This window comes from Mycobacterium asiaticum (assembly GCF_001673365.1).
GTDB lineage: Bacteria > Actinomycetota > Actinomycetes > Mycobacteriales > Mycobacteriaceae > Mycobacterium > Mycobacterium asiaticum_A.
The window spans coordinates 1-25,146 of record NZ_LZLS01000086.1 but is presented as its reverse complement, the minus strand read 5'-3'; the positions used below and the strand labels follow the sequence as shown (position 1 = coordinate 25,146).

General features: G+C 66.4%; 28 protein-coding genes. 13 read left to right on the top strand and 15 right to left on the bottom strand.

The annotated features are described in order from the left end of the window. Positions 1-47 precede the first annotated feature (47 nt). From hemQ to hemE, 3 genes are read right to left on the bottom strand one after another with little or no spacing between them, the layout of a single operon-like run. Entirely contained in the window at positions 48-743 is a 696-nt protein-coding gene (gene hemQ, locus A5634_RS09065; protein ID WP_065143710.1) for a hydrogen peroxide-dependent heme synthase, read from the bottom strand. Positions 744-747: 4 nt separating this feature from the next. Then, positions 748-2,085, bottom strand: a complete 1,338-nt coding sequence (locus A5634_RS09060; protein ID WP_065143791.1) for a protoporphyrinogen oxidase — start codon at positions 2,083-2,085, stop codon at positions 748-750. Positions 2,086-2,132: 47 nt separating this feature from the next. Beyond that, on the bottom strand, positions 2,133-3,194 hold the full coding sequence (hemE, locus tag A5634_RS09055; RefSeq protein WP_065143709.1) for a uroporphyrinogen decarboxylase: 1,062 nt from the start codon (positions 3,192-3,194) through the stop codon (positions 2,133-2,135). 43 nt (positions 3,195-3,237) lie between these two features. Here hemE and A5634_RS09050 point away from each other — a divergent pair, with 43 nt between their 5' ends. The 3 genes from A5634_RS09050 to A5634_RS09040 all read left to right on the top strand — a co-directional run bounded on the left by A5634_RS09050 (position 3,238) and on the right by A5634_RS09040 (position 5,990). Next, the gene (locus tag A5634_RS09050) at positions 3,238-4,041 is read left to right on the top strand and encodes an enoyl-CoA hydratase/isomerase family protein (RefSeq protein WP_065143708.1); all 804 of its coding nucleotides are present in this window, start codon (positions 3,238-3,240) and stop codon (positions 4,039-4,041) included. A 97-nt stretch (positions 4,042-4,138) separates the two neighbouring features. Then, entirely contained in the window at positions 4,139-4,675 is a 537-nt protein-coding gene (locus tag A5634_RS09045; RefSeq protein WP_253861530.1) for a DUF3000 domain-containing protein, read from the top strand. Position 4,676: 1 nt separating this feature from the next. Beyond that, positions 4,677-5,990: an HRDC domain-containing protein gene (locus A5634_RS09040; RefSeq protein ID WP_065143706.1), complete on the top strand. Its 1,314-nt coding sequence runs from the start codon at positions 4,677-4,679 to the stop codon at positions 5,988-5,990. Here A5634_RS09040 and dxs read toward each other — a convergent pair. From dxs to A5634_RS09020, 4 genes are read right to left on the bottom strand one after another with little or no spacing between them, the layout of a single operon-like run. Further along, positions 5,987-7,903 carry a 1-deoxy-D-xylulose-5-phosphate synthase gene (gene dxs / locus A5634_RS09035; protein ID WP_065143705.1) on the bottom strand — a complete coding sequence of 639 codons (1,917 nt, stop codon included), beginning with the start codon at positions 7,901-7,903 and terminating at the stop codon, positions 5,987-5,989. The two genes, A5634_RS09040 and dxs, sit on opposite strands and share 4 nt — an antisense overlap. A 59-nt stretch (positions 7,904-7,962) precedes the next feature. Beyond that, positions 7,963-9,426, bottom strand: a complete 1,464-nt coding sequence (locus tag A5634_RS09030) for a cation:proton antiporter domain-containing protein (RefSeq protein WP_065143704.1) — start codon at positions 9,424-9,426, stop codon at positions 7,963-7,965. Beyond that, positions 9,423-10,622: a class I SAM-dependent RNA methyltransferase gene (locus A5634_RS09025; RefSeq protein ID WP_253861529.1), complete on the bottom strand. Its 1,200-nt coding sequence runs from the start codon at positions 10,620-10,622 to the stop codon at positions 9,423-9,425. The genes A5634_RS09030 and A5634_RS09025 overlap by 4 nt, the downstream gene beginning before the upstream one ends. 23 nt (positions 10,623-10,645) lie before the next feature. Next, entirely contained in the window at positions 10,646-12,643 is a 1,998-nt protein-coding gene (locus A5634_RS09020) for an APC family permease (protein ID WP_065143702.1), read from the bottom strand. Positions 12,644-12,758: 115 nt separating this feature from the next. Between A5634_RS09020 and A5634_RS09015 the strand changes: the two genes are divergently transcribed. Next, positions 12,759-13,442 carry a potassium channel family protein gene (locus tag A5634_RS09015; RefSeq protein WP_155769444.1) on the top strand — a complete coding sequence of 228 codons (684 nt, stop codon included), beginning with the start codon at positions 12,759-12,761 and terminating at the stop codon, positions 13,440-13,442. After that, entirely contained in the window at positions 13,439-14,101 is a 663-nt protein-coding gene (locus A5634_RS09010) for a potassium channel family protein (RefSeq protein WP_065143701.1), read from the top strand. The genes A5634_RS09015 and A5634_RS09010 overlap by 4 nt, the downstream gene beginning before the upstream one ends. A gap of 12 nt (positions 14,102-14,113) precedes the next feature. Here the strand turns inward: A5634_RS09010 and A5634_RS09005 are convergent, their stop codons facing one another. Continuing rightward, positions 14,114-14,755 (bottom strand): DUF3159 domain-containing protein, encoded by a 642-nt coding sequence (locus A5634_RS09005; RefSeq protein ID WP_065143700.1) that lies wholly within the window; start codon positions 14,753-14,755, stop codon positions 14,114-14,116. Positions 14,756-14,797: 42 nt separating this feature from the next. Then, a complete protein-coding gene (locus A5634_RS09000) occupies positions 14,798-15,166 on the bottom strand; it encodes an OB-fold nucleic acid binding domain-containing protein (protein WP_065143789.1) in 369 nt (122 codons plus the stop codon). Between the two features lie 156 nt (positions 15,167-15,322). On the opposite strand from A5634_RS09000, the gene A5634_RS08995 reads away from it, so the two are divergent. Beyond that, positions 15,323-16,024 carry a hypothetical protein gene (locus A5634_RS08995; protein WP_065143788.1) on the top strand — a complete coding sequence of 234 codons (702 nt, stop codon included), beginning with the start codon at positions 15,323-15,325 and terminating at the stop codon, positions 16,022-16,024. Here the strand turns inward: A5634_RS08995 and A5634_RS08990 are convergent. Continuing rightward, entirely contained in the window at positions 16,021-16,773 is a 753-nt protein-coding gene (locus tag A5634_RS08990) for a DUF3710 domain-containing protein (protein WP_065143699.1), read from the bottom strand. The genes A5634_RS08995 and A5634_RS08990 overlap by 4 nt on opposite strands. Before the next feature lie 7 nt (positions 16,774-16,780). Next, on the bottom strand, positions 16,781-17,245 hold the full coding sequence (gene dut, locus A5634_RS08985; protein WP_065143698.1) for a dUTP diphosphatase: 465 nt from the start codon (positions 17,243-17,245) through the stop codon (positions 16,781-16,783). A 25-nt stretch (positions 17,246-17,270) separates the two neighbouring features. On the opposite strand from dut, the gene A5634_RS08980 reads away from it, so the two are divergent. Beyond that, a complete protein-coding gene (locus tag A5634_RS08980) occupies positions 17,271-17,747 on the top strand; it encodes a DUF3093 domain-containing protein (RefSeq protein WP_065143697.1) in 477 nt (158 codons plus the stop codon). Positions 17,748-17,756: 9 nt separating this feature from the next. Here A5634_RS08980 and A5634_RS08975 read toward each other — a convergent pair whose 3' ends face one another. Continuing rightward, on the bottom strand, positions 17,757-18,059 hold the full coding sequence (locus tag A5634_RS08975; protein WP_065143696.1) for a DUF4193 domain-containing protein: 303 nt from the start codon (positions 18,057-18,059) through the stop codon (positions 17,757-17,759). A 189-nt stretch (positions 18,060-18,248) separates the two neighbouring features. Here A5634_RS08975 and cei point away from each other — a divergent pair, with 189 nt between their 5' ends. Next, a complete protein-coding gene (cei, locus tag A5634_RS08970) occupies positions 18,249-18,902 on the top strand; it encodes an envelope integrity protein Cei (RefSeq protein ID WP_065143695.1) in 654 nt (217 codons plus the stop codon). A gap of 3 nt (positions 18,903-18,905) precedes the next feature. Here the strand turns inward: cei and A5634_RS08965 are convergent, their stop codons facing one another. Then, positions 18,906-19,784, bottom strand: coding sequence for an inositol monophosphatase family protein (locus tag A5634_RS08965; protein WP_065143694.1), 879 nt, complete (start codon positions 19,782-19,784; stop codon positions 18,906-18,908). Between the two features lie 106 nt (positions 19,785-19,890). Between A5634_RS08965 and ppgK the strand changes: the two genes are divergently transcribed. Both ppgK and A5634_RS08955 read left to right on the top strand, forming a co-directional pair. Then, positions 19,891-20,673 carry a polyphosphate--glucose phosphotransferase gene (gene ppgK, locus A5634_RS08960; RefSeq protein WP_065143693.1) on the top strand — a complete coding sequence of 261 codons (783 nt, stop codon included), beginning with the start codon at positions 19,891-19,893 and terminating at the stop codon, positions 20,671-20,673. Between the two features lie 177 nt (positions 20,674-20,850). Beyond that, positions 20,851-22,335, top strand: a complete 1,485-nt coding sequence (locus A5634_RS08955) for an RNA polymerase sigma factor (protein ID WP_065143787.1) — start codon at positions 20,851-20,853, stop codon at positions 22,333-22,335. A gap of 220 nt (positions 22,336-22,555) precedes the next feature. Here A5634_RS08955 and A5634_RS08950 read toward each other — a convergent pair whose 3' ends face one another. Then, on the bottom strand, positions 22,556-22,936 hold the full coding sequence (locus tag A5634_RS08950) for a DUF952 domain-containing protein (RefSeq protein ID WP_065143692.1): 381 nt from the start codon (positions 22,934-22,936) through the stop codon (positions 22,556-22,558). A 127-nt stretch (positions 22,937-23,063) separates the two neighbouring features. Between A5634_RS08950 and A5634_RS08945 the strand changes: the two genes are divergently transcribed. Together A5634_RS08945 and A5634_RS08940 are read left to right on the top strand one after the other, a co-directional pair. Beyond that, positions 23,064-23,249 (top strand): DUF7455 domain-containing protein, encoded by a 186-nt coding sequence (locus A5634_RS08945; protein WP_065143691.1) that lies wholly within the window; start codon positions 23,064-23,066, stop codon positions 23,247-23,249. Between the two features lie 64 nt (positions 23,250-23,313). Beyond that, a complete protein-coding gene (locus A5634_RS08940; protein ID WP_081290309.1) occupies positions 23,314-24,339 on the top strand; it encodes a YihY/virulence factor BrkB family protein in 1,026 nt (341 codons plus the stop codon). On the opposite strand, the gene A5634_RS08935 is transcribed toward A5634_RS08940, so the two are convergent. After that, complete coding sequence (locus A5634_RS08935; RefSeq protein ID WP_065143690.1) at positions 24,340-24,579, bottom strand: DUF3039 domain-containing protein; 240 nt, start codon at positions 24,577-24,579, stop codon at positions 24,340-24,342. It lies immediately after the preceding gene. A gap of 76 nt (positions 24,580-24,655) precedes the next feature. Between A5634_RS08935 and A5634_RS08930 the strand changes: the two genes are divergently transcribed. Continuing rightward, complete coding sequence (locus A5634_RS08930; RefSeq protein ID WP_065143689.1) at positions 24,656-25,069, top strand: DUF3099 domain-containing protein; 414 nt, start codon at positions 24,656-24,658, stop codon at positions 25,067-25,069. Positions 25,070-25,146 lie beyond the last annotated feature (77 nt).

Sequence of the window (25,146 nt, the reverse complement as noted above, 5' to 3'; positions counted from 1 at the left end):
GCGTGTCGCGTCGCAGAACGCACAGTCGGCGCGGGGATCGCCGCCCGTCAGGGCAGCGCGTTGACCAACTGCTCGACCGGCACCCGCGGACCGGTGAAGAACGGCGTCTCCTCCCGCGTGTGCCGTCGAGCGTCGGTGGCCCGCAGTTCGCGCATCAGGTCGACGATGCGGTGCAGGTCGGGGGCCTCGAACGCCAGGATCCATTCGTAATCGCCAAGGGCGAACGCCGGGACCGTGTTGGCGCGGACATCCTTGTACTCCCGGGCGGCCATGCCGTGCTCGGCCAGCATGCGGCGCCGTTCCTCGTCGGGCAGCAGGTACCACTCGTAGGAGCGCACAAACGGATACACGCAGATGTAGTTGCCGGGCTCTTCCCCGGCCAGGAATGCCGGAATGTGGCTCTTGTTGAACTCCGCCGGCCGGTGCAGCGCGACGCTGCTCCACACCGGCGTGCTGGCACGACCCAGCGTGGTTGTGCGTCGGAAGTCGGCGTAGGTCGCCTGCAGCGCCTCGACGCGTTCGGCATGGGTCCAGAACATGAAGTCGGCGTCCGCGCGCAAGCCCGCGACGTCGTAGACCCCGCGCACCACGACGCCGCGCTCCTCCTGCTGCTTGATGAACGTGGCGGTCTCGTCGACGACGCCGTCGCGCTGGTCTCCCAGCGCACCCGGCTGCACCGAGAACACCGAGAACATCAGGTAGCGAATGGTCGAGTTGAGGGCGTCGAAGTCCAGGCGTGACATGGTTCTATGGTGCCATCACGTGCTTGACCGCCCGGCCGGCCGCCCCGATACAGGCCGGAACACCGATCCCGTCCAGGTAACTGCCCGCGACTGCGAGCGTCGGGGGCAGACCCGCTCGCAATTCCGCGATCAGATCGGCGTGCCCGGGCCCGTACTGCGGCATCGCTTCGATCCAGCGCTGCACGCGTGCGTCGAGCAGTTCAACCGACAGATCGAAGACGTCGACGAGGTCGCTCAGCGCCCATCCCAGCAGTTCGTCGTCCGAGGTCCGGGCGGCCAGGTCGTCGCCGAAGCGTCCGAACGACAGCCGTAGCTGCTGCACGCCCCCGCGCAACCCCCATTTACGTGAGGACAGGGTAATTGCCTTGGCGCGCAAGCGTTCTCCGCTGGCCACCAGCACACCGGAGGAGTCCGGAAACGGGGTGTCGGCGGGAACCGCCAGCGCCACCACCACCGACGATGCCGTCACGATCTTGGCTGCGGCCGCCGACGTGCGCGGCGCCACCGCTCGCACCAGTCGTGCGACCTGTGCGGCGGGCACGGCCAGGACCACCGCATCGGCCTGCCAGCACGCCCCGGTGTCGTCGCGCAACGTCCAACCCGGCTCGAGCGCGCTGATTCCGGCCCGGATCCAACGGATGTTGGCACGCTCGACGAGCTCATCGAGCAGCACCCGGTAGCCGCCTTCCAAAGAACCGAACACCGGTCCCCCGCCCGCTGGCGGTAACCCGCTGCGGACGGCTTCGGTGAGACTGGCGGCGCCGCGGTCCAGTGCGGCCGCGACACTCGGCACGGCAGCCCGCAATCCGATAGTCGCGGCCGATCCCGCGTACACCCCGCCCAGCAGCGGGTCCACCGAACGGGCCACCACCTGCTCGCCGAACCGGTCGGCCACCAGCGCGGCCACCGCCGGGTCGCTGCCCGCGGTCCAGTTCAGCGTTCGTCCCGGCTCGGCTTCGATGCGCGCGACGGTGGCGTCGTCGACCAGCCCGGCTACTGACGCGGCCGACGACGGGATCCCGGCCACCGTGTCCGCCGGCAACGGGTGCAGCCTTCCCCCGCTGTAAATCAGCGGCCGCACTCCGGTCGTGGTCCGCTGGCGATCCGCCAGTCCCAGCTCGGCTAGCAACGCCGGCATCTCGGGCCGACGCAACACGAATGCCTCGGCACCCAGATCCATGGGCTGTGCACCGACCAACTCGGTGCGCAGCACGCCGCCGAGCCGGTCGGCCGGGTCGAACAACGTAATGTCTGCGTCGTCGCCGGCCGCGACCCGCAGTCGGTAGGCCGCGGTCAGCCCCGAAATACCGCCTCCCACAACACAATACGAGCTATTGCCGATTGCCCGGCTCCTCCTCGGGCCGTCCCGGCCCGCATCGTCGCCGAACGTCATAGCGAGTGGACCAGCGCCACCAATTCGGTCAGCACGCCGGGATCGGTCTGTGGCAGCACGCCGTGGCCGAGGTTGAACACGTGCCCGGCCGCACCTGCGTCCACTGCACGTCGCCCGTCGTCGACGACCGCACGCGCGGCACGTTCGGCTACCGCCCAGCCAGCCAACACCACCACCGGATCGAGGTTGCCCTGCAGTGCCGTACCGGCAGCGACGCGGCCGGCCGCGTCGGTCAGCGAGGTGCGCCAGTCGACACCGACCACGCGGGCAGTTGCGGGCCGCACCGCTTCGGACATCGCACCCAGCAGTTCGGCGGTCCCGACCCCGAAATGCGTCATCGGCACGCCATATTCGGCCAGGGTCGCAAACACCCGGGAGCTGTGCGGCAGCACGAACTGGCGGTAGTCGGCCAGCGACAAGGTGCCGGCCCACGAATCGAAGACCTGGATCGCGTCCACCCCGGCTTCGATCTGGCCGCGCAGAAACGTGATGGTGAGGTCGGTCAGCTTCGACATCAACGCATGCCAGTTGGCCGGCTCGGCCAACATCATCGCCTTGGTGCGCGCGTGGTTGCGGCTGGGCCCGCCCTCGACCAGATAGGAGGCCAGCGTGAACGGAGCCCCGGCGAACCCGATCAGCGGGACATCGCCCAGCGCGGCCACCAGCAGCCCGACCGTCTCCAACACCGGCTGAACCGCTTGCAGGTCAAGGGGTTTCATGGCGTCAATGTCGGCGGTGGTGCGGACCGGGTCGGCGATCACCGGACCGACGTCGGGGACGATGTCTAGATCCACTCCCGCGGCGCGTAGCGGTACGACGATGTCGGAGAACAGGATGGCCGCGTCGGTGCCATAGCGACGGATCGGCTGCAAGGTGATCTCGCAGGCCACCTCCGGTTCGAAGCAGGCGGCCAGCATGCTGTGGTCTTGGCGCAACGAGCGGTATTCGGGCAGCGAACGGCCGGCCTGCCGCATGAACCACACCGGTATCCGGTTGGGCTTGCGGCCGGCGACGGCGGCCAGGTAGGGCGACTGCGGAAGGTCACGGCGGGTAGGCACAGGAGTAATCACTGCCGTAATGCTCCCACGTAGCATCAACCCGATGCCCGCAACCTATGACGACTTCCCCAGCCTGCGCTGCGAACCCGGTTCCCAAGGCGTGCTGAACCTGGTTCTCGACGCGCCCGGTCTCAACTCCGTCGGACCGCAAATGCACCGCGACCTGGCCGACATCTGGCCGGTGATCAATCGCGACCCCGACGTCAAGGTGGTGCTGGTCCGCGGTGAAGGTAAGGCCTTCTCCTCGGGCGGCAGCTTCGATCTGATCGACGAAACGATCGGCGACTACGAGGGCCGGATCCGCATCATGCGCGAAGCCCGCGACCTGGTGCTCAACCTGGTCAACTTCGACAAACCGGTGGTGTCGGCGATCAGAGGCCCCGCGGTCGGCGCGGGACTGGTGGTGGCACTGCTCGCCGATATCTCCGTGGCGTCGCGGACGGCGAAAATCATCGACGGGCACACCAAGCTGGGCGTTGCCGCCGGTGATCACGCCGCGATCTGCTGGCCGCTGCTGGTCGGCATGGCCAAGGCCAAGTACTACCTGCTGACCTGCGAGACCCTCTCGGGCGAAGAGGCTGAGCGCATCGGCCTGGTTTCGACCTGCGTCGACGACGAGGAAGTGCTCTCCACAGCAACGCGGCTGGCAGACAGTTTGGCCGCTGGGGCCCAGAACGCGATCCGCTGGACCAAACACAGCCTGAACCACTGGTACCGGATGTTCGCACCGGCTTTCGAAACATCGCTCGGCCTGGAATTCCTCGGGTTCAGCGGGCCCGACGTCCTTGAGGGGCTGGCCGCGCACCGAGAGAAGCGTCCCGCGCAGTTCGGGGGCGGCCCCCGATAGCGGCGCGCCTGTCGGCACGTTTCGTCCGATAGGTCTACCGTCGGAGGCTGTGACGTCAGCCGTCGAACCCGAGCCATTCCGCGAAGCGGTAGCGGCCATGAACGGTGTCACCGTGCGGCCGGAAATCGAGCTTGGCCCCATCCGCCCGCCGCAACGCCTGGCACCGTTCAGCTACGCGCTGGGCGCCGAGGTCAAACACCCGGAGCTGGAGATCGTGCCCGAACGCTCCGAGGGTGACGCCTTCGGCAGACTGATCCTGCTCTACGACCCGGACGGGTCCGACGCATGGGACGGGACGATCCGCCTGGTCGCCTACATCCAGGCCGATCTGGACTCGCACGAGGCCATCGACCCGCTGCTGCCGGAGGTGGCGTGGAGTTGGCTGGCGGAGGCGCTGGAGTCGCACACCAAGCACATGACCGCCCTGGGCGGAACGGTCACCGCGACCACCTCGGTGCGCTACGGCGACATCTCCGGTCCCCCCCGCGCGCACCAGTTGGAGCTGCGGGCGTCGTGGACGGCCACCACGCCCGACGTGAGCAGCCATGTCGAGGCGTTCTGCGACGTCCTCGAGCACGCCGCGGGTTTGCCGCCGGCGGGTGTCACCGACCTGAGTTCCCGGTCACGCGCCTGACATGTGCCCCGACCCGTCTCCGGCGGAGCCCGATCCGCCGCGCGGCACGGATCCGCCGGAAAACCAAGCTCCGCTGCTCCTGCAGCCCGCCGAGGGTATGCCTCATCTGTCCGTCACCGCCGACGACATCGCCTCGGCCGCGGAGAAACTCGACCGCGGCCACGGCCCGTTCGCCGTGGACGCCGAGCGCGCCTCGGGCTTTCGCTACTCCAATCGGGCCTACCTGATTCAAATCCGGCGGTCCGGGGCCGGCACCGTCCTGATCGACCCGGTCAGCCACGGAGGCGACCCGCTGACCGTGCTGCAACCGGTCGCTGAAGTCCTGGGCCAGGACGAGTGGATTCTGCATTCCGCCGACCAGGACCTGCCGTGTCTGGCCGAGGTCGGCATGCGGCCACCGGCGCTGTACGACACCGAATTGGCCGGGCGGCTGGCCGGATTCGATCGGGTGAACCTGGCAACCATGGTCGAACGGCTGCTCGGTCAGGGACTGGCCAAAGGCCACGGCGCGGCCGACTGGTCCAAGCGCCCGTTGCCCTCAGCCTGGCTCAACTACGCCGCCCTCGACGTAGAACTGCTCATCGAACTACGCGGCGCCATCGCCGACATTCTGGCCGGGCAGGGCAAAACCGACTGGGCCGCAGAAGAATTCGACTATCTACGGACATTCGAGGAAAGGATGGCTACCGGATCCGGGCGGCGCGACCGCTGGCGGCGCACGTCTGGAATCCATCGAATACACGACCGTCGTGGGCTGGCCGCGGTCCGCGAACTGTGGACGACACGCGACCGCATCGCGCAGCGACGTGACATTGCGCCGCGCCGCATCCTGCCGGATTCGGCCATCATCGAGGCCGCGGTGACTGACCCCACATCCGTCGACGACCTGATCGCGCTGCCGGTGTTCGGTGGGCGCAACCAACGGCGAAACGCCCAGATGTGGTTGAGCGCCTTGGAGGCCGCCCGCCAGAAACAGGATCTGCCGGACGTGGCAGAACCCGCGGCCGGCCCGCCCCCACCGGCGCGGTGGAGCAGGCGCAAACCCGACGCCGCGGCCCGCCTGGAAGGGGCCCGTGCGGCGTTGGCGGAGCTGTCGAAGCGGGTCGCCATTCCGGCTGAGAACCTCATTGCTCCCGACCTGGTGCGCCGGCTGTGCTGGGAGTGGGACGCCCTCGGTGCGGGCAGCGCCGATCCTGTCGCGATCACCGACGAATTTCTGCGCGCCGGGCAAGCCCGGCCATGGCAACGCGAATTGGTGGTGCCTGTCCTGGCCGCCGCGCTGATCGGAGCTCCCCAAACCGGCGAGGACACTTAGTCCAGACGTTCGCTGATCTCGTTCTGTTCAACCGACGAATGCGCAAGCGCTGCAACCCAACCCGTGATGCGCCGGGCCACATCCTGATCGGTGAGCCCCAGCTCGGCCAGCACCTCACCGCGCGACGCGTGCTCGTAGAAACCCTGCGGCAGACCGACATCGCGGCATGGCACGTCGATTTCCGCGGCTCGCAGCGCCGCCGACACCGCTGAACCGACACCGCCGGCCAGCCCGTTGTCCTCCAACGTCACCAATAGCTTGTGCTGTTTGGCCATGTCCCGTATCACTTCCGGCACCGGCAACACCCAGCGAGGATCGACCACGGTCACGCCGATTCCCTGGTTGTGCAGACGTTTGGCGACCGCGATCGCCATCGGTGCGAACGCACCGACGGCTACCAACAGCACATCGTTGCTCAAGCCGGCCGCCGGCACTGCGAGCACGTCCACGCCGTCGCGTCGCTCTAACGCTGGAATGTCTTCGCCCACATCACCTTTGGGGAAACGCAGGGCCGTCGGCCCGTCGTTTACGTCCAGCGCCTCGCCCAGTTCCTCGCGCAGCCGGGTGCCATCTCGAGGCGCGGCCACCCGCATGCCCGGCACTACGCCAAGAATCGACAGATCCCACATGCCGTTATGGCTGGCTCCGTCGTTGCCGGTGACTCCCGCCCGGTCCAGCACCATCGTGACCGGCAGCTTGTGCAAGGCCACATCCATCATGATCTGGTCGAATGCCCGATTCAGGAATGTCGAGTAGATCGCCACCACCGGGTGCATCCCACCCATCGCCAGCCCGGCCGCCGACGTCATCGCATGTTGCTCGGCGATGCCGACGTCGAATAACCGGTCCGGGAACGCTTCGCCGAACGCCGACAGTCCGGTGGGGCCAGGCATTGCGGCGGTGATGGCCACGATGTCGCGGCGTTGACGGCCCGCGGCGATCAGCGCCTCGGCGAACGTCGCCGTCCAACCCGGGCCAGCGACCTTGGTGGCCAGGCCGGTCAATGGGTCGATTGGAACCGTGGAGTGCATCTGCTCGGCCTCGTCGGCTTCGGCCGGGCCGTACCCCATGCCCTTGCGGGTGACGACGTGCACGATCACCGGGGCACCGAAGCCCCGGGCGCTGCGCAACGCAACCTCCACAGCTCGTTCGTCGTGACCGTCGACCGGTCCGACGTACTTCAGTCCGAGGTCGGTGAACAGCAGCTGCGGCGACAGAGAGTCCTTGATGCCGACCTTGATGCTGTGCATGAAGTGATAGGTGACCTCACCAACCAACGGGAGCGACCGCATCGTGTTGCGACCGCGCTCGAGGAACTGCTCGTAGGCCGGCTGCAATCGCAAGGTGGCGAGGCGATCGGCCAAACCGCCGATCGTCGGCGCGTAGCTGCGTCCGTTGTCGTTGACGACGACGATCACGGGCCGGTTCGAGGCGGCGATGTTGTTCAGCGCCTCCCAGCACATGCCGCCGGTGAGCGCGCCGTCCCCGACGACCGCTACCACGTGCCGGTTCCGGTGGCCGGTCAACTCGAACGCCTTGGCCAGACCGTCGGCATAGGACAGCGCCGCGCTAGCGTGGCTGGACTCCACCCAGTCGTGCTCGCTCTCCGCGCGCGACGGATATCCCGAGAGTCCGCCCTTCTTGCGCAGGCTCTCGAAGTCGTGTGCGCGTCCCGTCAGCATCTTGTGGACATACGCCTGGTGGCCGGTGTCGAAGACGATCGGATCGTGCGGCGAATCGAAGACGCGGTGCAACGCAAGTGTCAGCTCGACGACCCCGAGGTTCGGGCCGAGATGCCCGCCGGTGACAGCCACCTTGTGGATCAGAAACTCGCGAATCTCGTGGGCCAGCTCGCGCAGCTGCTGTTGGGAAAGGTGCTGCAAATCGGCGGGACCGCGGATCTGTTCCAGCATCCGGCCAGTCTACGCAGCGTTCGTGATGATGGCGCTCACCCGCTGCGCCCACAGCAGCGCTACGAGTCGCCGAACAGCTCGGCGAGGGTGTCACGCAGCTCGGGATCGGCCAGCACGACGACCTCGTCGCCGGCCCGAAGTTCGGTGTCACCCCGCACCGGCACCAACCCCGAGCCCCGGACCACCATGCTCACCCAGATGTCGCCGGCCCGGTCCCCAAGCACTTCGATCGTGCAGCCCTCCGCCGCTGACTTAGCGGCCACATTGAAGTGGTGCACGCCCTGCGGTTCGTCCTGAAGACGGACGCTCACCTCCCACGGCTGGGTCTGGACGGTACGCATGGGCAGGCGCAACAGTTGCGCGAGGCCCGGTACCGAGCTGCCCTGCACCAGCACCGAAAAAATGACGACGACGACCACGATGCCGTAAAGCCGCTCCGCGTCTGCAATGTGGGCGGCTCGGAGAAATTCGCCCAGCAGGATGGGCACCGCGCCCTTGAGGCCGGCCACCAGGATGAACAGCCGTTCGTTTCGCGACAGGTCGACGCGAACGAGGCAGGCACCGACCGCCAACGGCCGGATCACCACCGTCAAGGCGACGCCGAGCACGAGCCCGGGAATCCACACGTCGGGATGGGCGAGCACGCGAATGTCGACGGTCAAACCCAGAACGGCGAAAGCGACGAGTTCGGCCAAACCGGCCAGGGCAGCATGGAACCGTTTGATCTCGGGTTTGTAGGGTGCGCGAGCGTCACCGATCATGATGCCGCCGGCAAACACCGCCAGGAACCCCGAGCCGTGGGCGAGCGTGGCGATGCCGTACAGCATCAGACAGCACGCCAGTGTTCGTAGTGGATAGAGGCCCTCGCTGGGCAAGGCCACTCGCCGCATGAACACCAACAGTGCGCGGCCGCCGATCACCCCGACCGCCGCCCCGATCACCATCTGCTGCGCGAATTGCGCTCCAACACTGGCGAAGCCGGCGGCGCTGAGTCCGCCGGCCGCGATCAGGCTGGCCATCAACGAGATACCGACCGGATCATTGGCGCCGGACTCGCCCTCCAGAATTGTGCTGCTGCGGCCGGCGATCTCGCGTTTGCCCAACACCGAGAAGACGACGGCCGGATCGGTGGGTGCCACCGCGGTCGCCACGAGAACCGCGGCGTACCAGTCGATTCCGCACAAATAGTGCAACAGGAACGCGGCACCGGCCGCGGTGAGGGCGGTACCCAGCACGCCGACGGAAAGGATCGGACCCAGCGCGGCACGGAAGCGCGCCTGCCCAATGTGCATACCGCCGTCGAACAACACCAACACCAGCGCGATAGTGAGCACCCGTTCCACGGTCCGCTCGGATGGTGGCTGCACCACCGGGACCGCGTGCACCACCACAGCGGCACCGACCAGCACCAGGACGGCCACCGGGACTTTCACCCGCTCAGTGAGGCGGTTCGCCAGCACGGCGATCAAACCGACTGCGCTGGCGAACAATACGATCAGCGCGTAATGGGCGGAATCGTTCACGATCGCTGGCTTTGAATCTGGCTGCGGGTCAACAACGCAACGCACTCCACGTGATGAGTCAACGGGAACGCGTCGAACACCCGGATCTCAGCCACCTCATAGCCGTGGCCGCGGTACAGGCCGACGTCACGGGCGAAAGACGCTGCCTCACAGCCGATGTGCACCACCCGCGGCACCCCCGCGCCAGCCAACAGGTCGATCACCTCACGCCCGGCACCCGATCGCGGCGGATCCAGCACCGCGACATCGGCGCCGGTTTCTTGCGCCGCCAGCACCCGGCGCACCGAGTCGGTGACGATGTCGACCTGCGGCAGATCGGCCAGGGCGGCCCGCGCCGCGCCCGACGCGCCCCGTGAGGTGTCGACAGTGAGCACCCGTCCAGACTCCCCCACTCCGGTCGCCAGCGCGGCCGCGAAAACCCCGGCGCCGCCGTACAGGTCCCAGGCGGTCGCGCCGGGAGCCGCCTGCGCCCAGTCCGCGACCAGTTCGCTGTAGGCCCGGGCGGCGTCGCGGTGCGACTGCCAGAACGCCGTCACCGGCACCCGCCAGCTGCGCTCCCCCACTCGCTGTACCGCGTGATAGTCGCCGTCCATCACCTTGGAGACCGTGCGGTTGCCCTTGCGCACGGTGCGCACCACATGACGCTGCCCGTCATCGTCGAGGGCGACGTGAAGGTGAGCGCCAGACGGCCATCCACACCCGCTCAGTCCGTCCAGCATCCCCTTGGTCAGCTGCCCGCAGCGCAGGTCGGTGACGAGCTCGTCGCTGTGGTAGCGGTGGAACCCGGGCCGACCATCCGCGCCGACATCCAGCCGCACCCGAGTGCGCCAACCCGTCGGTGCGCCAGCTAGTGCCTGGGCCTCACCGGACCACGTGTACCCGCCCAGCCGGTCCAGTTGATTGGCCACCACCTGCGCCTTGAGCGTGCGGGCCGCGGCGGGGTCGACGAACGCCAGATCGCAGCACCCGGCGCCGTCGACCCCGGCGATCCGACACAGCGACTCGGTCCGGAACTCCGAAGCCTCCAGTACCTCGATTACCTCTGCGCGCCAATAGGATCCGCGGTCCGCCGTCACGCGGACCCGCACCCGCTCACCGGGTAGCGCGTAACGGACGAATACCACCCGTCCCTCGTGATGCGCGACGCAGCTGCCGCCGTTCGCAGGGGCCCCAGTGACCAGTGTCAGTACCGTCAGTTCCCCGCAAGCGGATTCGGGGTTCAATCGAAGATGCCCCGTCTTGCGTCGCCCGGAGCGGCGTGCGGCTGCAACGTCTTGACCCGCTCGGACGAAGTCAGTTGCCAGGGCACCGAAGTCACCATCACGCCAGGCATGAACAGCAACCGGCCCTTGAGCCGCAACGCACTTTGGTTGTGCAGCAACTGTTCCCACCAATGGCCCACCACGTATTCCGGAATGAACACCGTCACCACGGTGCGCGGCGATTCCTTGCTGATCCGTTTGACGTAGTCGAGCACCGGTCGGGTGATCTCACGATACGGCGAGGCAATGGTTTTCAGCGGCACGCTGATGTCGCTGTTCTCCCACTGCAGCCGCAGATCCCGAGCTTCGGCGTCGTCCACGCTGACCGTGACGGCTTCGAGCACATCGGGACGGGTGGCTCGGGCATAGGCCAGCGCGCGCAATGTTGGCAGGTGCAACTTCGATACCAACACCACGGCGTGGTTGCGGCTGGGCAACACGATCTCGTCGCCGTGTTCGGCGGCTTGGTCAGCCAATTCCCGGCTCACCGCGTCGTAATGCCGGCGGATCAGCTTCATCAGAATGAACAGCGCGGCCATCGTCACGATCGCGATCCACGCCCCGGCCAGAAACTTGGTGACCAGCACGACGAGCAGCACCGTGCCGGTGGCAATGAACCCGATGGTATTGACGATCCGTGACCGCATCATCTGCCGGCGTGCCGACGGTTCAGTCTCGGTGCGCAGCAGCCTGGTCCAGTGCCGCACCATGCCGATCTGACTCAGCGTGAACGAAATGAACACCCCGACGATGTACAGCTGGATCAGGGCGCTCAACTCAGCGCGAAACGCGACGATCGCCGAGAGCGCCGAGACGGTGAGAAAGCCGATGCCGTTGGAGAAGGCCAGCCGGTCGCCGCGGGTGTGGAACTGACGAGGCAGATAGCTGTGCTGCGCCAATACCGAGCCCAGCACCGGGAACCCGTTGAACGCGGTGTTGGCCGCCAGCACCAGGATCAGCGCGGTCACGGCGGTGATCACGACGAATCCGATGTGGAAGTTTCCGAACACGGCTTGGGCAAGCTGGGTGACCATGGTCTTCTGCAGGTAGCCGGGCGGGGCTCCGGCCAGTTGCGTGTCGGGGTCGTCGACCACCTGGACCCCGATCATCTTCGCCAACACGATGATCCCCATCAGAAGGGCCACCGCGATGCCGCCGAGCATCAGCAGCGTGGTGGCCGCGTTCTTCGACTTGGGCTTCTCGAACGCCGGCACTCCGTTACTGATGGCCTCCACACCGGTCAGTGCGGCACAACCCGAGGAGAACGCTCGCGCCATCAGGAATACCAGCGCAAAACCGGCGACCTTGCCGTGTTCGGAATGCATGTGGAACTCAGCGGATTCCGCCCGCAGCGGATCACCGAGCACGAGCATCCGGAAGAGTCCGTACCCGAGCATGCCGGCCATGCCGATGATGAACGCATAGGTGGGGATGGCGAACGCCAGGCCGGACTCCCGCACCCCGCGCAGATTCAACGCCGTCACCAACAAGATCGCGGCCACACAGAACCACACCTTGTTGTGCGCGACCATCGGAACCGCCGAACCGATGTTCGAGATCGCCGATGCTGTCGAAACCGCAACGGTCAGAACGTAATCCACCATCAGCGCACTGGCTACCGTCAGGCCGGCACTGGCTCCGAGGTTGGTGGTCACCACTTCGTAGTCGCCACCGCCGGAGGGATAGGCGTGCACGTTCTGGCGGTAGCTGGCCACCACCACCAACATGACCGCAGCCACGGCCAGTCCGATCCACGGTGTCAGCGAGTACGCCGCCAAGCCGCCGATCGACAGCATCAGGAACACCTCTTCGGGCGCGTAGGCCACTGAGGACAACGCGTCGGAGGCGAACACCGGCAGCGCGATCCGCTTGGGCAGCAGCGTGTGGCTCAGCCGGTCGCTGCGGAACGGCCGGCCGATGAGCAGTCGGCGCGCAGCGGTTGAAAGTTTGGACACGAGAGCCAAGAGTAAGCCCACGTGGGTTTGGCGGTAGCGTTCCGTGACGAGATTCCCAGGCGGGAATCGTCACGACCGAAATCGCTTCGCGGGACAGAACCGAAAGGACCTCCAAGTGCGGGTGGTTGTGATGGGGTGCGGCCGGGTCGGCTCGTCGGTGGCCGACGGTCTGTCGCGGATCGGCCACGACGTGGCGGTCATCGACCGCGACAGCGCCGCATTCAACCGGCTCAGCCCTGAGTTCGCCGGCGACCGGGTACTCGGCCAGGGTTTCGACCGGGACGTGCTGCTGCGCGCCGGTATCGAAGAAGCCGACGCATTCGCCGCGGTGTCCTCCGGAGACAACTCCAACATCATCTCGGCGCGCTTGGCCCGGGAAACGTTCGGCGTGCGCCGCGTCGTCGCCCGCATCTACGACGCCAAGCGCGCCGAGGTCTACGAGCGGCTCGGCATTCCCACGATCGCCACCGTGCCGTGGACCACTGATCGCCTGCTCAACGCCCTGACGCAGGAGACCGAGACCGCCAAGTGGCGAGATCCCACGGGTACCGTCGCCGTCGCCCAGGTGGCGCTGCACGAAGACTGGGTGGGGCACCGCGCCACCGACCTCGAGCAGGCCACGGGCGCCCGCGTCGCGTTTCTGATCCGATTCGGTGCCGGCGTGCTCCCGGAACCCAAGACGGTCCTGCAGGCCGGCGATCAGGTCTACGTCGCCGCCATCTCCGGCCGCGCCGCCGAAGCGGTGGCCATAGCCGCTCTGCCGCCGAGTGAGGACCTGGAGACGGGATCGCGCAAATGAAAGTAGCGGTCGCCGGGGCCGGCGCGGTCGGCCGTTCGGTCACCCGAGAGCTCGTCGCCAACAACCACGACGTCACGCTGATCGAGCGCAACGCCGAGCACCTCGACACCGATGCCATCCCCGCCGCCCACTGGCTGCTGGGCGACGCCTGCGAGTTGAGCCTGCTCGAGCAGATGCACCTCGAGGAGTTCGACGTGGTGGTGGCCGCAACCGGTGACGACAAGGTCAACGTCGTGCTCAGCCTGCTGGCCAAAACCGAGTTCGCGGTCCCGCGGGTGGTCGCCCGGGTCAACGACCCCCGCAACGAATGGCTCTTCACCGACGCGTGGGGTGTCGACGTGGCGGTCTCCACGCCGCGGATGCTGGCCTCGCTGATCGAGGAAGCCGTCGCCGTCGGCGACTTGGTGCGGCTGATGGAGTTCCGCAAGGGCCAGGCCAACCTGGTCGAGATCACCTTGCCCGACGACACCCCGTGGGGCGGCAAGCCGGTGCGCAAGCTGCAGTTGCCGCGGGATGTCTCGCTGGTGACCATCTTGCGCGGGTCGCGGGTGATCGTGCCGCAAGGCGACGAACCGCTCGAAGGCGGCGACGAATTGCTGTTCGTCGCGGTCACCGAGGCAGAAGAGGATCTGCGGAAGCTGCTGCTGCCGACCAATTAGGGCGGGCGGACGCTAATCCAAGACACGGTCGTCTTCGCGTTCCTGCACGGAGATGGCCCTCAGCACGGCCCTGATCGCCCCATAGGTAATCAACGCCGCCAGCGCGGTCAACGGCCAGCCCATCGCGATCCGGGTCACGCCCAGCCACCCGGTCTTGCCGAGTTCGTACAGATGCCCTTGGACGCCGAAGCGCGCGAGGAACACCAGCGTCCACGACAGCGTCGCGATGTCGAAGGCGTATACCGCGCGGGACACCTCGCGCCATCCACGGTCCCGCCCGGTGGCCCAGCTCCACAGGTAGCCCACCACTGGTCGGCGAATCAGGATGGACACCGCGAACACCACAGCCCAAAACAACGACATCCAGATGCCCAGCAGGAAATAGCCTTTGGACTGCCCAACCAGGTAGGCGATCAATGCGCACACGGCGACCCCGAAGAATCCGGACAGCGCCGGCTGCACGGAGTCGCGGCGGATCAGCCGCCACACCAACACCAAAGCTGCGGTAGCCAGCGCGGTGCCGATCGCGGGCAGCAGGCCGGCGACGCTGGACGCGATCACAAAAGTCAGGACCGGCAACGACGAGTAGACGAGGCCGCTGACGCCACCGGCTTGGGCCAGCAAGCGCTCGGCACTAATGCGGTTAGCGCTCACGGGAATCAGACGCGGCAGAACCCGACAAGACCGAAAGACCCGTCACCGCTGAATTTCGTAGTGCGGGTTGTAGATGGCCTTGGTGCCGTTTTCCATCTTGCCCAGCCGTCCACGCACTCGTAGCGTGCGGCCCGATTCGATGCCCGGGATGCGCCGCTGACCGAGCCACACCAGGGTCACGGTGTCGCTGCCGTCGAACAGCTCGGCACGAACGCCGCCAGAGCACTTCTTGCCGTTTGTCTCGACACTGCGCAGCGTGCCCACCATCGTGACCTCCTGGCCGCGCTGGCAATCGATGGCGCGCTGCGCGCCGGTATTGAGGACTTCGTCTGAGAGTTCTTCGACGTCGCGTTGCTCTGGGTCTTCTGTCAACCGACGGGTTAGCCGGCGTAGATAGCCTTGGGCCCCCATGGCCACTCCTGACACTTCGACGTCGTTACGGAAACTCTGCAATAAATCAGCATTTCCACCATGCCAACGGTCACCGTAGACCTGTTGGTTCCCGGATGCCACATGGATGAAACCACCGATCTGTGTTCGTTCCGGAGCACCGGGCACTATGAGGAGGTGGCTGTCAATTTAGGCGGTGTCACCACCGTGTTGCTGCCTGGTACCGGGTCGGACGAAAACTACGTTGACCGGGCCTTTTCCGCAGCACTGGCGGGTGTCGATGCGGTGTTGGTCACACCTGCGCCACAACCGGCCCGATTGATCGACGGCTACCTGGCCGCCCTCGACGATGCGGCACGGCACGGCCCGCTCGCTGTGGGTGGCGTGTCGATCGGAGCCGCGGTGGCCGCGACGTGGGCACTGGCCCACCCGAAGCAGACTGTCGCCGTGCTGGCGGCCCTACCGGCCTGGACCGGGGATTCCAGTTCTGCGCCGGCCGCGCACGCCGCGCGCTACACGGCATCGCAGTTGCGTCGTGACGGGCTGGAGGTCACGACGGCGCAGATGCGCGCGTCCAGTCCGTCCTGGCTGGCCGACGAATTGGCCCGGTCCTGGCGGGTGCAGTGGCCGCAGCTGCCAGATGCAATGGAGGAGGCGGCCGCCTACATCGCGCCGAGTTGCGCCGACCTTTCGCGCCTGGTCCCGCCGCTGGGCGTGGTCGCTGCCGTCGACGACCCGATACACCCGCTGCAGGTGGGTGTCGACTGGGTGGCTGCCGCGCCCCGCGCGGCGCTGCGCACGGTGACGCTGGACGAGATCGGCGCGGACACCGCCGCATTGGGCGCGGCCTGCTTGGCCGCGCTGGCCGATACCGGCTAACCGCCGGTGATGGTGCTGCGTAACTGCTGCATTGCCGATCCGTCGACTCCGCGGCGGGCGACCGGCTCGTTGGACGGCTGCGGTGTCTGCACCTGTTCGCCGCCTTCTGCCGCCTGGGCAGCGGCCGCTTCGCGCAGCTGCTGGATCATCGGCTCGGGCAGCTGCACCGGCAACGGCGTCCGCACCGGAAGCGGCGTGTCGCCACGTCGAACCACGGTGTCCGCCAACGCCTCACGCGCCTCGTCGGTAAGAGCGTCGATAGTTTCGTGCGGGCCGTTCACCACACACCGGATCATCCAGCGGTAACCGTCGACACCGATGAAGCGCACCGCTCCGGAGGCGACCCCGACCACCTCGCGGCCCCACGGGCCGTCTTTGATGGAGACCTTGGCGGAGTCTTTGCGCAACGAGTCGGCGAGCTCGCTGGCCACCTCACGCCACAGACCGGCCGACTTCGGGGCAGCGTAGGCGGCGATGGTGAAACGGCCGTTCGGCGTGATAACCCAGACCGCGCTGGGGACCCCGGTCTCGGTCAACTCGACCTGGACCTGGCCGGCGGCCGGCATCGGGATCAGGACCGAACCCAGGTCGAGTCGGGCGACCTCAGCGACCGCGGGGTCGTCGAAGTCTTCGATGTCGAAGGGACCGTCGAGTTCTTCGTCGGCCTCGTTGTCAGGGGGCTCGACCGCCGCAGCGGTCGGCTCGTCCGAAGTGCTGTCGCTGTCGTCTTTGCGTCTACCGAATGCCATCGCTAACTCACAAACTCGCATGTCCGCCGGAGGAACCGTGACCACCGTCGCCACGGGATGTTTTGGCCAGTCCGGCCTCGTCGAACGACGACACCTCGACCGGCTCGACCAACTCGACCCGCTGCACGAGCAACTGGGCGATGCGGTCGCCGCGATGCACCACGATCGGCGTGGTGGGGTCCAGGTTGATCAGCGCGACCTTGATCTCGCCACGATAACCCGCGTCGATGGTGCCGGGGCTGTTGACGATCGAAAGTCCGACCCGAGAAGCCAACCCCGAACGCGGGTGCACCAACCCGACCATCCCGAACGGGACGGCAACGGCGATGCCGGTGCGCACCAAGGCCCGGTGCCCGGGCGGCAGCTCGAGGTTTTCGGCACTGAACAGATCGACCCCGGCGTCGCCTTCGTGAGCGCGGCTGGGCATCGGGAGTCCCGGGTCGAGGCGGACTACGGCCAGACTGTTCGACACGGGGGCACAGACTACCCTTGACCGCGTGTCCGATACGCGGGTCGCGCCGCAGAGCGTGCGATATCGCGAACGACTGTGGGTGCCCTGGTGGTGGTGGCCACTGGGATTCGCGCTGGCGGCGATCGCTTCATTCGAGGTCAATCTGGGTCTGCGCTCGCTTCCGAACTGGTTGCCATACGCGACGCTGTTCGCCGTCGCCGCGGGCGTGTTGCTGTGGCTGGGCCGGGTCGAGGTCAGGGTCACCGCCGACGGCGATGCCGTGGAACTCTGGGCCGGCCAGGCGCATCTGCCCGTCACCGTGATCGCCCGGTCCGCGGTGGTCGCGCGCACCGCCAAGTCCGCGGCGCTGGGCCGCCAACTCGATCCGGCGGCCTTCGTCGTACACCGGGCCTGGATCGGCCCGATGGCGCTGCTAGTCCTCGATGATCCCGACGATCCAACGCCGTACTGGCTGGTGAGTTGCCGTCACCCCGAGCGGGTGCTGTCGGCCCTGAGAAGCTGAGTTCGACTGTCAGGCTGCGCAGTCGGTACAGATCATCAAGCCGTTCTTCTCGGTGGCCAGCCGGCTGCGGTGTTGCACCAAAAAGCAACTCGAGCAAGTGAACTCGTCGGCTTGCTTGGGAATCACGCGCACCGAGAGTTCTTCGCCGGACAGGTCGGCACCAGGCAGCTCAAAAGACTCTGCGGACTCGGACTCATCGACGTCGACCACCGCCGATGCAGCCTCGTTCCGTCTCGCTTTGAGCTCCTCCAGCGAGTCTTCCGAGACGTCGTCCGTCTCGGTACGCCGCGGAGCGTCATAGTCGGTAGGCATTTTTCTCCCCGTCCCAACCCCTCAGTGCCGTATCAGTTCAAGGAACGCTTTGTACCAGCGTCGAACGCCTGCACCAAATGATTGGTGCCCGTATTGAGGCTGAATCCAGTGTGATTTACGTCACACCACTGAGTTGACCCTTGTATCTGGCCTTAAACGGTGCGTTTACCGTGCCACTAGAGTGCGTGTGTGGTCGCACACATCACCGAGGGTACCGCCTTCGATAAGCACGGCAGACCCTTCCGTCGCCGCAATCCCCGCCCCGCCATCATCGTGGTGATTCTTCTCGTGGTGGCGACGGCTGTGGTGTGGACGGTGGCCCTGACCCGACCGACAGACGTGCGGGAGGTCGCTGTGTGCAACCCTCCCCCGGAGCCCACCGGCACCGCGGCTCCCGGCAAGCTCGGCGAGCCCGTATCGCGGTCGGAGATGGTGGACGTCACGCCCGCCAAACTCGCCGAGACCAGGGTGCACGTGCTCAACGCGAGCGGCCGCGGCGGCCAGGCCGGTGATGTGGCCGGCGCGCTGCAGGACCTGGGCTTCGCCCAGCCAACTTCTGCCAACGACCCGATCTATGCCGGGACCCGACTGAACTGCCAGGGGCAGATTCGGTTCGGCACAGCGGGACAAGCCACCGCGGCCGCGCTGTGGTTGGTGGCGCCGTGCACCGAGCTGTTTCACGACAGCCGCGGCGACGACTCTGTCGACCTCGCACTGGGAACCGACTTCAACTCGCTGGCGCACAACGACGACATCGACGCCGTACTTGCCAGCCTGCGGCCCGGCGCCAGCGAACCGGCTGATCACGCACTGCTGGCAAAGATCCACGCCAACAGCTGCTGAGGCTCAATCCGGGATCGGATCCAAACCGCCGAACTCCCCCAGCGCCGCCAGCAACTGGTCGGCAATACCCGGCGCCGCGGCGAGAACCAGGCCGGCACCATCCCCATCCGGCGGAGGCAACACCACGCACGCACCCGCCTCGGCCGCGATCAGAGCGCCGGCCGCGCCGTCCCACACCTGCAACCCGTGCTCGTAGTACGCGTCCAACCGCCCTTCGGCGACCATGCACAAATCCAATGCCGCCGAACCGATCCGCCGCACGTCGCGCACCACCGGCAGCATCCGCGCCAGCAAAGCGGCCTGATGGGCCCGGCGCGGCGGCGAGTAGCCGAATCCGGTGCCCAGCAAGGCCATCGAGAGATCTTGCACATCGGTGCACCGCAACGGGTGCCTCCCGTGCTCATCGGTGACATGCGCCCCAAGGCCGACCGCGGCCGAATACACGCGTCCGGCAACGACATCGGCCACCGCCCCGGCTACCGACACCCCTCCCACCTGGGCACCGATCGACACCGAGTACGCCGGGATGCCGTAGACGAAGTTGACCGTGCCGTCGATGGGATCGAGCACCCAGACCACGGTATTTCCGGCGTCACCGGTCAAATCACTGGTCAAATCGCTTGGGCCGCCGCCTTCTTCGCCCAGAATCAGATCATCCGGCCGCCGTCGAGCCAGGCGATCACGGACCAGATTCTCGGTCTCGGTGTCCACCACGGTCACCGGGTCGGTCGGAGTGGTCTTTGCGCGCACCGCGGAATTGGTACCGCCGTTTCGGGTCCCGAAGACCTCTGCGCGCCGGTTCCGAACGAATGCGGCCGCCTCCGCTGCCACGGCTTCGGCGATTTCGCGCAGTAGCGCGGGGGCGTTATCCGGTGGAGTCACAGGCCTATCGCACCACAACCGCGAAGTTCCTCATGGGCGCAACCCGATGACTCCCAATAGTCGCTATAAGGTGAGCGGACAACTTTGTCTCGTCGAGGAGATTCCGATGACCAGCACTGTTCCCGGAACCGATTCGCCACAGCGTCAAGGATTCGGAATCGACGTCGGAGGCAGCGGCATCAAGGGCGCGATCGTCGATCTGGACACCGGGCAGTTGATCGGGGACCGAATCAAACTGCTGACACCGCAACCGGCCACCCCGAAAGCGGTGGGCAAGACCATCGCCGAAGTCGTCAACCGATTCGAGTGGACCGGTCCACTCGGAGTCACTTACCCGGGCGTTGTCACCCACGGCATCGTGCAAACCGCGGCCAACGTGGACAAGAGTTGGATCGGGACCAACGCCCGCGACATCATCAGCGCCGAACTGTCCGGACAGGACGTGACCATTCTCAATGACGCCGACGCGGCCGGACTGGCCGAGGAACGTTACGGCGCGGGCAAAGGCCATGAGGGGCTAGTCGTCCTGCTCACCTTCGGCACCGGTATCGGTTCGGCCGTCATCCACAACGGCAAGCTGATTCCGAACACCGAATTCGGTCACATCGAGGTCGGCGGCAAGGAAGCCGAGCATCGGGCCGCGTCGTCGGTGAAGGAACGCAATGGGTGGAGCTACGAGAAATGGACCAAGCAGGTGACCAAGGTGCTGGTCGCCATCGAGAACGCGATCTGGCCCGATTTGTTCATTGCCGGCGGCGGAATCAGCCGTAAAGCCGACAAATGGGTGCATCTGCTGGAAAACCGCACCCCCGTCGTGCCTGCTGTACTGCAGAACGCCGCGGGCATCGTCGGCGCGGCCATGGCCTCAACCCAGGACGTGACGCACTGATTTTGCGCGCTCGGCCAGTAGGAGCGCCCGGTGAAGTTACAATGGTCGTCGGCGGCCGCCCAAACCGATAGCGCGCGATACTCGCGCTGGTATCAAACGCCGACACTCGAGATAGAAGACACTTTCGGTCAACCATGCCCAGACCCACCGGAAGTGCGTCCAACCGAAGGGGTGTATGTGGCAGCGACGAAGGCAACTCCGGCGACCGATGAGCCGGTGAAACGCACCGCCACCAAGTCTCCCGCCAAACGCACGGCGGCCAAGAGCGCCAACGGCACCGCGCCGGCAAAACGCGCCGCCAAGGCCGCTGCGCCGGCTGCGGACGGTGCCGCTCCGAAAAAGACCCGCGCCAAAGCCGCCGCGAAGGCCCCGGCGGCGCGCGGCGCCGCGAAGGTGACAGACGCCGACGCTGACGCCACCGACGCAACCGAGGTCACTTCCGAGGAGTTGGACACCGACCTCGACGTGGAGCCCGGCGACGATCTGGAAATCGATGCCGGCGAACTCAGCCTGGACGACCTCGAAGACGAGGTCGCCCCGGATGCCGAGGACAGCGAACTCGAAGCGGGCGACGCCGACGAGACCGAGACTGCGGCAGCCGTGCAGCCCGCCGAAGGCGCCGGCGAAGACGAAGAGGAAATTGCCGAGCCGACCGAAAAGGACAAAGCCTCCGGCGATTTCGTCTGGGACGAAGACGAGTCCGAGGCATTGCGGCAGGCCCGCAAGGACGCCGAGCTCACCGCGTCGGCCGACTCGGTTCGCGCCTACCTGAAGCAGATCGGCAAGGTAGCGCTGCTCAACGCCGAGGAAGAGGTCGAGCTCGCCAAGCGGATCGAGGCCGGCCTGTACGCGACCCAACTGATGGTGGAGCTGACCGACCGCGGCGAGAAGCTGCCCGCCGCGCAGCGTCGGGACATGATGTGGATCTGCCGCGACGGCGATCGCGCCAAAAACCACCTACTGGAAGCCAACCTGCGTCTGGTGGTCTCCCTGGCCAAGCGGTACACCGGCCGCGGCATGGCGTTCCTGGACCTCATCCAGGAGGGCAACCTCGGTCTGATCCGCGCGGTGGAGAAGTTCGACTACACCAAGGGCTACAAGTTCTCCACCTACGCGACGTGGTGGATTCGCCAGGCCATCACCCGCGCCATGGCCGACCAGGCCCGCACCATCCGAATCCCGGTGCACATGGTCGAGGTCATCAACAAGTTGGGCCGCATCCAGCGCGAGCTGCTGCAGGACTTGGGCCGGGAGCCCACCCCTGAAGAGCTCGCCAAGGAAATGGACATCACGCCGGAGAAGGTGCTGGAGATCCAGCAGTACGCCCGTGAGCCCATCTCGTTGGACCAAACCATCGGCGACGAGGGCGACAGCCAACTCGGCGACTTCATCGAAGACAGTGAAGCCGTCGTTGCCGTCGACGCGGTGTCGTTCACGCTGCTGCAAGATCAGCTGCAGTCGGTGCTGGACACGCTCTCCGAACGCGAGGCCGGCGTCGTTCGGCTGCGCTTCGGTCTCACCGACGGCCAGCCGCGGACCCTAGACGAAATCGGTCAGGTCTACGGCGTCACCCGGGAACGCATCCGCCAGATCGAGTCCAAGACGATGTCGAAGTTGCGCCACCCCAGCCGCTCTCAGGTACTGCGCGACTACCTCGACTAGGCAATTCCACTGCGATCACAACAACCTGATCGTCGCGCCTCTCGTGTAGGCCACAACGCAGGCCACCGCACGCATCGCCGGTGCCGCGCATCTGCCCACCCTGCGCAGCCACCAGCGGAAGGCGTCGGACATAAAGCACCACCGTAGGGTGACGCAATGTCAGCTAGCCGGCATGACGTCTCGTTGCGCCGGATCTGTTGGTAGAGATCGAAGCCGACGCCTACGTCGTGTCCTGACCGTCCAGGAGCGCCGAGAAGCTCCCATCGGCCGCTGGCTGATACCCGACAGCCTTGCGGACGGCTGCCACCGGCAGCGGGCCGTACAGGTGCGGGAACCGCATCGAATCCGGGTCGGTCGGAACGCCCGGTTCCCACCGCAGCGGCGCGCCCAGTTCAGCGGAGTCGACGTAGAGCAGAACCATGTCGCGGCGACCGCGGTAGAGCCGGTTGGCGGGCAGGTGCACCTGCTCGATCGTCGACAGGTGGACGAACTCCGCGCTGCCTGATTCGTCGGGGTCCGGTTGGATCCAACCGGTGCCGCGGGCCGAGGACCACTCCTGCTCAGAACACAAACGCACCAACAAATCAGAAGTAGTTGGCATAAGTGATTAGCCTGCCCGAATTTTGGGCAAATATTCGTGAGAAACGACACACCCTATAACGCTCGGGGAACAAGGCGAAAACTTCGAACGTCTGACAGAGTGAATTTATCGCCAGAACGGAGGAGCCATGAACGCAACTCTGACCAGTCCCGAGCTGACTCGCGCCGACAGGTGCGACCGCTGCAGTGCAGCCGCCCGGGTTCGCGCCAAGCTGCCGTCCGGAGCTGAGCTCCTCTTCTGCCAGCACCACGCCAACAAGCACGAGGCTAAGTTGATCGAGCTGTCGGCCGTGCTTGAGGTCAGCGGGGAGTAGTTGCGCCGAACTCGCCCGGCGGCAATGCGAGCCGTCCGTGCTTTGATCGGCAATGCTGGACGGAATGAGCGACCAGGTCCCTAAACCATCTCGCCACCACATCTTACGAATCAGTCGTAGGACGTTATCCAAAGCGTGGGACGACTCAATTTTCTCCGAGTCGGCGGAAGCAGGTTTTTGGACGTGTCTCTCAACGCCGCCGCTGCTGCTGGGGATTTTGGGAACGCTGGCCTGGATTGCGCCGCTTTTCGGTGCCGACACCTTGCCCTCGATCATCAAGAGCACCCTGTCCACGGCCCGTAACTTCTTTTCCCACAACGTGGTCAACGAGATCATCGAGCCCACCATCCGCGACATCACTACCCACGCCGGCGGCGAGGTGGCCTCGCTGGGGTTCCTGATCTCCTTGTGGGCGGGGTCCTCTGCGGTTTCGTCATTCGTAGACGCGATCGTGGAGGCCCACGATCAGACACCCTTGCGCCATCCGGTTCGCCAGCGATTCTTCGCGCTGTTCATCTACATCGTGATGCTTGCGTTCGTGGTGATCACCGCGCCGGTGGCGGTGGTAGGTCCGCGCAAAGTGAGCGAGCACATCCCTCTCGGTCTGCAGAATCTGCTGCACTACGGCTACTACCCGGTGTTGATCCTGGGCCTGATGGCCGGCGTGACGGTGCTGTACCGGGTGGCGCTGCCGGTTCCGCTGCCCACGCATCGGCTGATACCGGGCACGATCCTGGCCACCGTGGTCTTTTTGGTCGCCACTCTGGGCTTGCGTCTGTATTTGAGATGGATAGGCAGCACCGGTTACACCTACGGTGCGCTGGCCACGCCGATCGCGTTTCTGCTGTTCGCTTTCTTCGGCGGCTTTTCGATCATGATCGGCGCCGAGCTCAACGCCGCGATCCAGGAAGAGTGGCCCGCTCCGGCAACCCATGCGCACCGGGTGCGCAACTGGATCGTTCGTCGTACCTCCCGTGTGGCCGGGACCCCAGACCCGGGGCCGCCACGGGCAAAAGCGGTCCCACAGACCGCCGAGACCGACCTTGCCACTACTCCCCCGGTGGAAGCCCCGGTGGAGCCGAAGACGTGATCAGCCCTTCTTGAGGCGCTCGTAGATCTGCTTGCAGTCCGGGCACACCGGTGACCCAGGCTTGGCGGCCTTGGTGACGGGAAATACCTCTCCGCACAACGCGACAACGTGATTGCCCATGACCGCGCTCTCGGCGATCTTGTCCTTTTTCACATAGTGGAAGTACTTCGGTGTGTCGCTACCGGTCCCGTCGTCGGTGCGTTCGTCGGCGTCGGTGCGCTCGATCGTCTGGGTCTCCATTCCTAACATTGTGCCTCCTGACCTCCGGTCTGACACCGCAGAGTCACGATCGCTTTATCTGTGACACAGTGGAGGGATGAAGCGCGGCCCCGAGCTGAGTTTCGACGGTTTCGATGACGACGGCCGCCCGGTACTGATCACTGCAGCTGCACCTTCCTACGAGGTGCAGCATCGAGCGCGGGTGCGTAAATACCTGACGCTCATGGCGTTCCGCATCCCTGCGCTCCTGTTGGCCGCTTTCGCGTACGGCGCCTGGCACAACGGTCTTATCTCACTGCTGATCGTCGCCGGCTCAATACCGCTGCCGTGGATGGCCGTCCTGATCGCCAACGACCGTCCTCCGCGCGGCGCCGACGAGCCACGACGCTTCGACGCGGCCCGGCAGCACACGCCGTTGTCCGCGAGTTCTGAGACAGTGGCTCTCGAGAGTCGCCCGAGCGCCCCGCGGCAGTCGGATACGCCTTACATCGACGCCGACGGTTCGGACTAGTCGCGATCGCAAGAGCGGCCGCAGGCCGGTCGCCGCGGGTCGCGACCATCGGACCCCTCGCGATCGCAAGAGCGGCC